Here is a 2,578-nt window from a genome sequence, read left to right as displayed (position 1 = left end):
CATAACTGCTAATCTACGTCAGCCCCAAAAATAATGCCTTTCGGGCGAATAATGTCATCAACCCGGAAGGCATTATTTTAACGTAATTTTAACGCAACTTGGCTTAATATCTTGCTTTTTATCATCTAATGTATCAAGCAAACAACTCAAATTTCGCAGCCGTGTCTTCAGACGGCCTGAGATTTTTATCAGGCTTCGGCAACCGAATCACGCGAGAAGGTTTTTTCGCAATAATGACATTTCAAACGTGTCTGACCATGATGTGAGCGGACATAAAAATGGCTGATGACCGGCTCGCCATGACTGGCGCAATTGGTATTCGGACAGCGGAATACCTCCGAAATTTCATCCGGCAATGATAAATGCTGTTTCTCAACGACCTTAAACCGATCGATTTTGTTGACCACTGCTTCAGGGGCAAACAAAGCCAAACGGTTTGCCGCATTGGCATCCAACCATACGCCGCTGATTTTAATAATGTCTTTGCTGCCCTGCGTTTTGCTGGGCAAATTGAAGCCGACCGTTACTGCATTGCCATAATGCAGCAGTTTGAACTGCCTTAAAATGGCCAAGCCCTTACCGGCAGGAATATGGTCAATGACCGTACCTTGTTCGATCGCTTCCACGCTGAGTTTTGAGTTTTCCATCTTTCGCTCCTTAAACTTCTTCGTTCAATACCAAAGACAAAATCGCCATCCGTGCATACACACCGTTGGTTGCCTGTTCAAAATAATAGGCATGAGGTGTTTTATCCACATTCGGATGAATTTCATCTACCCTCGGTAAAGGATGCAAGACGCGCAAATTGGGTTTGGCATTTGCCAACATTGACGCATCAAGATTGAACTTACCCTGGATTTTGGCAAATTCCTGCTCATCAAAACGTTCGCGCTGAACGCGGGTCATGTACAAAATATCCGCCCATTCGACCGCTTCTTCCAAGCCGGGCAAAATTTGATAAGGGCAACCGGCCTCTTCCAGTTCTTCAGTGATATAGTCCGGCATTGCCAAGCTGGGAGGGGAAACAAACGCAAATTCACAACCCCAACGCTTCAGCGCCTGACATAATGAATGTACCGTACGGCCATATTTCAAATCTCCAGCCATCGCAATCTTCAAATTGCTCAAACTGCCTTGTGTTTCATAAATCGTGACCAAGTCCAAAAGCGTCTGGCTCGGATGTTGGTTGGTACCATCGCCGGCATTAATCACGGGCACGCTCGAAAACTCGGCCGCCACACGGGCCGCACCGTCTTTCGGGTGTCGCTGAATAATCGCATCCGTATAGCTGGAAATAATCCTCGCAGTATCCGCAAGCGTTTCACCCTTTTTCGCACTGGTATTCGCGCCATCGGAAAAACCGATAACTTTCCCACCCAAACGCTGTACCGCCGTTTCAAAAGACAAACGCGTACGGGTGGACGGTTCAAAAAAGCACGAACCAATCAACTTGCCTTCAAGCAAATCTTCACGAGGCTGCTTTTTCAACTTCAAGGCCGTCTGAAGCAGCAATTCGAGCTGCTCCGTCGTCAAATCTGAAATTGAAATAATATGTTGCCGATAAAGCGGATTAGGCATGACCATTCCTTCCCATAAAAAAACCCGCAAAGCGGGCGTTCCAAGCAAACCGATTCCATCGTTGCCCGGCATGATTCCCACCGGACAGTCTCAACCATGTTTCTACCACACCCATGAAATCTCCCGCATTATCGCATATTTAACAGACGACTGCTTCTATCAAGTTTTCAGACGGCCTGATACCTTTGCAAAAAATCCTTCATCCCCAACAGCCAAAATTCAAACACAGGGATTTGACAGTTTCCTTTTATCTTCCCAATACTCGCATCTTGTAGGAGCAAACAAGCGCAAGTAAGCTGTTAACCGATTCAACGATTCAAACATATCGCTTTCGAATAGCGTTGCACACCCATGTTGCCTAAAGCAAATTAGGCTGACAGCCTGATTTACAGTGAAACGTAACAAAGCTTTGTTCAACTACATAACGGGTTTTCAATAAATATTCGGTTGTGTTTGGTTTGCGTTTCCGTCGATGAGTTGTTGCAAAGGGCTTTGCGATAATGCAGGTCTGTAGCTGATGTTTTTCTAGGTGCTATCTGTTTTGCTGCCGTAGCCTTTGATCGAGTATTCTGCCATACCTTAGACGGAGTGATGTGCAGTTTCTCGATATAGCCTTTCAAAATAGATACAGATATCTGTTTGCTGTATCAACCAGCTTTTACCTGCAGACAATGCTATCTTTGCTTGGTGTAATTTGTCTGCAGCCTTATCTTTTATTGTCCTTACCCATGACCGCTCGGGTCGTCTGAATAATGTTGCATCAATAACTTAAACTACCGCTTTCTCTACTTTTAAACTTTTCCGCTCAGTTTACAGTTAATTCCCAATAGTTCTGACCAGGGCATTACCTTCCGACGGCTAGTTGCAGTGTCAACATAAGGTACTGGATTTGAAATATTCAGTTCGTCAAAATAATAAAACGGATTAAGACAATAATGCTGTACTCGAGGTTGAGATCAGCCTACCCAAAGGACGTGCCCGCGCACGTCCTTTTTCTTCT

At 45.1% G+C, this 2,578-nt stretch carries 3 protein-coding genes; 1 reads left to right on the top strand and 2 read right to left on the bottom strand.

Annotated elements, in window-relative coordinates:
• Positions 1-188 precede the first annotated feature (188 nt).
• Positions 189-647, bottom strand: coding sequence for an aspartate carbamoyltransferase regulatory subunit (gene pyrI / locus HMPREF2661_RS07550; protein WP_070823089.1), 459 nt, complete (start codon positions 645-647; stop codon positions 189-191).
• 10 nt (positions 648-657) lie between these two features.
• The gene (gene pyrB, locus HMPREF2661_RS07545; protein ID WP_049322220.1) at positions 658-1,578 is read right to left on the bottom strand and encodes an aspartate carbamoyltransferase; all 921 of its coding nucleotides are present in this window, start codon (positions 1,576-1,578) and stop codon (positions 658-660) included.
• Between pyrB and HMPREF2661_RS07540 the strand changes: the two genes are divergently transcribed.
• Complete coding sequence (locus HMPREF2661_RS07540; protein WP_049322219.1) at positions 1,577-1,873, top strand: hypothetical protein; 297 nt, start codon at positions 1,577-1,579, stop codon at positions 1,871-1,873. The two genes, pyrB and HMPREF2661_RS07540, sit on opposite strands and share 2 nt — an antisense overlap.
• The last annotated feature ends 705 nt before the right edge of the window (positions 1,874-2,578 follow it).

This window comes from Neisseria sp. HMSC061B04 (assembly GCF_001836705.1).
Classification (GTDB): domain Bacteria; phylum Pseudomonadota; class Gammaproteobacteria; order Burkholderiales; family Neisseriaceae; genus Neisseria.
Note: the sequence above shows the minus strand (reverse complement) of the source record. Positions and strands in the feature narration are given on the sequence as shown.